Here is a 4,115-nt window from a genome sequence, read left to right on the forward strand (position 1 = left end):
TTTCTGGCTTGATCGGCTTTTTCGGTTACCCAATCTTTGGTGTTATTGAGTGTTCCTAGTACTGCATCTTTTAATACATTCATAGACTGATATTGGCTAGAATCACCAAACGGGGTGCTTCCTGAATACGCTAAGAGCGATACACGCTTTTCTTTCTTATTCGTCAAGTCTTGGATCGTGGAACCCGAACTGCATCGGATGCTATCTAATTGATCTCGCTTCTGCCGTAAAATCAGTTCAAACTCCAATGTCCCTTTCCATCCGTTAACCTGTTCATTATATCCGTGAACGTATGCATGTGTAAATTTGACCTCTCGAATCGTCTTTTCGTGCCTCACGATTCGTACGGTAACTGTTCGATAATAGTCATTGTCCGGCCTATACTCGGTAAGGGCCCAGGCATACAGCGTATTGGAGTTGTCCACATCTTGTCCCACGGGGGGAAGCAGTCGAAGTGGGATCTCACCTCGTATCTGGATCGAGTGCTCCGCATTATAAGCTTTGGCTAAAAAATCTGCCGGGCTTGTGTTAATATAACTATAGCCAGTAATTTTTCCATCGCCAAGCTCAATCGGCTGACCACCGGATTCTCGTTCTACCCTCAATAAAATGCTCATACTGCATATCTCCCTTTTGGCTAACGACTCCTGGCTTTCTATAACCGATTCCTTATCTTAATATATATCGGACACCACCATATTCTATTTAATGTAAATTCTCACACACTTTTGGATATATGGAAATAGCAAATTTTCGAGGAATGAGCGGCAGCCGTGATACCATCCCTCTTGATAGGTCGAGACATGTGGAGTGCGTGGTAAGGATGTATCGGGAGGATTGAAGTTAATATACTAGGTTATTTATATGGAGAACTTCTTGAAGAGGAGGTTCTTTTTTTGCATAACTAATACGAACATTAACGGCTATTATTATACTCAAGCTCTGTCACCTTACCATTTGTAATAAAATGGAATTCCCAATCAAGAATCAAGTTGGTTTCGAAATAATCAAGATCCTATAAAAGTAATTGATAGTCAGTTCTTCACAAATGATTTGATCTCTATACAGTTAAAGAAGGAAGCACGAAGGATAATCGCGGTGATGAGTATGCTTTGGATTAGTAGCCACTATTATTTTGGTTTGTTATGATATGGTTAAAATTCACCAAGGATTCTACATTCTTGTGTGATTGATCATGAAAATGGATTCATATGGGAGATGATTATATTGTCAGTTTTAAGTGATGAATTAAAAAAATACCTAAACATTGATAACTGGAAATATACCGAGCATAGAGATGGGAAACTTTTAGCTGCTCAGCCGATTAGATGCGAACATGGAACATATGAAGGATTTTTCGATCTTCGACATCCACAGCGGATTGATTTTTATTTCAAAGTACCAATTACGATACCTGAAGAAAAGAAAGAAGCAATAAGTCAATTTCTCCATCTGGCTAACTATGGGCTGTCTGCTGTCACATTTGAATTGCATTGGGAAAGAGGAGAGGTGCGAAGCAGGACTACACTCATCTGGGTTGAAGAATCTGCTCCTTCTGTGGAAACAATTAAACATCATTTGATTAGAAACTATCTCTGCTTAGATGAGTATTTTCAGGGGATCGCGGCCATTGTATATGCTGGAGCTTCTCCACAAGAAGCACTTGAAAAGTCGGAGAGAAAGAAATAAGAAGCTAAATTTTATCGATGATGAGGAGTTGATATTTTTAAATCAGCTCCTTATTCACTTGCGTGCAAAATAACAACAATTTCATAGGGGATGGTTGTTTATGTTTCCATTTGAAACGTGTCAGCGTTGGGTTTATGTCCTTAAACTAGAAGAAGGAAAATATTATGTTGGTCAAACAGATGATCTTGAGAAGAGAATGAAACGGCATGGGACAAAACATGGGGCTGCATGGACTCATATCTATAAGCCAGTCGAAATTATTCGAAAAATTGATTTAGGATTCTGTACTGAAGAAACAGCTCTTAAAAGGGAAAATGAGATCACCTTAGAATTCATGAAGGCATATGGGTGGGAGAATGTCCGCGGTGGTCAATTCACAAATCCGAATGAATTGAAAATATATAATCAATTTATTGCTCATGAAGCAGAATCAAACCTTCCTTTTAGATACTCTAAACCTCAACAAGTTGACGAAAGATATAAACTGAAAATTTTTAAGGGTATGAATAGAAGTAAAGATAAACTTGATTTGTTTAAAAATTTTGATGCTAAGTCGAGAGCAACAATTCATAGTTCCATTCAAGGAACATTTGGTGGAAGAACTAGCAATATGACAATTGAACAGATTGAAGCCATCGATATTAAGGATATTTGTGATCGTTGGTTTAATAAGAATTCAACAATATATGCTAGTCTTTCTTATGAAGATGCTTTGCAACAGTTTACTAAATTAAAAAGAGATAAAATTTACCGGAAACTAAGTTTGTGAGTTTATAACGGGGGAATCTTCATGAGTTATTACGAAGAAGCTGTTGATAGAATTAAGAATATTGATGCAAATCTATATATTGGAATATCAAATAAAAGATATGAAGAGGTAAGATCTAGAGGGGAATATGAAGCAGATTCTATTTTAATTGCTGAGTATTACCGAAGAGTTGGCGTTTTTTTGCAGTTTATCTCAAAGCAGGCCACAAGTATTTATGTGGGAATGGACATGCTGATTGGTTATAAGATGGATGAAAATGAATGGGATAATTTCCCCGTAAAATTTCCAAATTTTAAAGAAATCGATATTATGCTTATGAAATTATTTAGCATCCACTATTTAAGATGGTGTTCTCTGCTTGATAGCGGCAACTTGATTGCATTACAGTTCCCAGATGTTTATGAACCGATGATCAAATTGTTTGAAAGAGGCGGTGGGCAGATTAACACGCATCACCACGAACTCGTTGGCGGATTTGGAGCTTTTTCTCGTTCAATTGATGCAAGAAGAGGTAACATGAAACCTTTCGACATAAGTGATCATGCTCTCAAGCTTATAATCAATGAGGTTGAACACGCAGAAGCATATCTGGCAGAGTATAAAAGAGGCAGTCGAATAGAATATACTTGTATTCGCTGTGGCAGCAGATTATTGATTCATTCAAACCTAACTGATTATGGTTATCAATGGTACAAAATTAAATGTGAATCTGAAGGTTGTTTTGATAAAAATTTCTAATGATATTTCACATGTAAATATTGTACCGTCTTTACTATGTCAAGGACAACAAACATCTTGGAGGAAACCAAATGGAAAACATATTAATTTTATATGGTTTCAAGAAAACTCCTTACTCTCGTTCTTTTGTGCCTGTTGCCTGATATTATTAATGCGGAATTTAAAGATGCGACAGTGATTAACGAGCACAACAGTAAAGAAAAAGTGATATACCAGATCCTCAATGGAATCACGAAAGAAACCTTATAAAGATTACATTACCGCTAACCATATTTCGGGAGGGAATATCCGATTAATAGAAAATTTCATTTGGAGAATGTCGGAAAAGAGGAAGACGTTTACGCCTCAAACGGAGAAGCCACTTCAGGATTTGGTTTGTTTGTTTTATCTAACGAACGCATAGAATACCATTTTAGAGAGGAAGACATGAGTCTAGACGAAGCGGAGTCATATATCGAAAATTATTTAAATAATCTGCCTGAGCAGACTATCGATGAATTATGCAAAAAAATGTGCGCATGGAAAGACGATATACTGGCAGATTGTTATCCGGATATGAAATGTCCAGATGGTTTGTCGGATGCTCAGGGCAGAGAGATCTTACGTTTTATTTCAGTAAGCGATATTTATATCTACAGAAATCCTTATGATAAAAAGGATACTCTATTGGGAGCAAGCGTTTTCGCCGGTATGGATTGGGATTTTGAAGATGGTATTGAAATTATTATCAAAGGCAAGGAAGTTCTTGAAGTGCGCGAGTTTCTAGGTTATGGGGAATATGCGATTTGGGAAGAAAACGACTACAGATAATATGCATCGGTAGATTCCGGTGCCGGCTGTATAATCTGGATTTCCCCCGAATCGGGATGAAAAGACTGCGATCTTCCGGATCGCGGTCTTTTCTTGTCCCGTTCAATCT

General features: G+C 37.4%; 4 protein-coding genes and 1 pseudogene. 4 read left to right on the forward strand and 1 reads right to left on the reverse strand.

Annotated elements, in window-relative coordinates; all coding sequences use genetic code 11:
• A pseudogene (locus PEH01S_RS33940) lies at positions 1-617 on the reverse strand (hypothetical protein); the annotation flags it as partial.
• A 568-nt stretch (positions 618-1,185) separates the two neighbouring features.
• On the opposite strand from PEH01S_RS33940, the gene PEH01S_RS33945 reads away from it, so the two are divergent.
• The 4 genes from PEH01S_RS33945 (at position 1,186) to PEH01S_RS33960 (ending at position 4,006) form a co-directional block, all read left to right on the forward strand.
• Positions 1,186-1,689, forward strand: a complete 504-nt coding sequence (locus PEH01S_RS33945) for a type III secretion system chaperone family protein (protein ID WP_127490427.1) — start codon at positions 1,186-1,188, stop codon at positions 1,687-1,689.
• Between the two features lie 100 nt (positions 1,690-1,789).
• Positions 1,790-2,458 carry a GIY-YIG nuclease family protein gene (locus tag PEH01S_RS33950; protein ID WP_127490428.1) on the forward strand — a complete coding sequence of 223 codons (669 nt, stop codon included), beginning with the start codon at positions 1,790-1,792 and terminating at the stop codon, positions 2,456-2,458.
• Between the two features lie 21 nt (positions 2,459-2,479).
• Positions 2,480-3,196 carry a hypothetical protein gene (locus PEH01S_RS33955; protein ID WP_025847338.1) on the forward strand — a complete coding sequence of 239 codons (717 nt, stop codon included), beginning with the start codon at positions 2,480-2,482 and terminating at the stop codon, positions 3,194-3,196.
• Positions 3,197-3,505: 309 nt separating this feature from the next.
• Entirely contained in the window at positions 3,506-4,006 is a 501-nt protein-coding gene (locus PEH01S_RS33960; RefSeq protein ID WP_246063147.1) for a DUF6985 domain-containing protein, read from the forward strand.
• Positions 4,007-4,115: the final 109 nt, after the last annotated feature.

This window comes from Paenibacillus ehimensis NBRC 15659 (genome assembly GCF_004000785.1).
Classification (GTDB): domain Bacteria; phylum Bacillota; class Bacilli; order Paenibacillales; family NBRC-103111; genus Paenibacillus_G; species Paenibacillus_G ehimensis.

What these genes read in the sequence shown, in the direction of transcription:
- PEH01S_RS33950 (WP_127490428.1), top strand. Translation starts at nt 1,790, where the DNA reads ATGTTTCCATTTGAAACGTGTCAGCGTTGGGTTTATGTCCTTAAACTA.
- PEH01S_RS33955 (WP_025847338.1), top strand. Translation starts at nt 2,480, where the DNA reads ATGAGTTATTACGAAGAAGCTGTTGATAGAATTAAGAATATTGATGCA.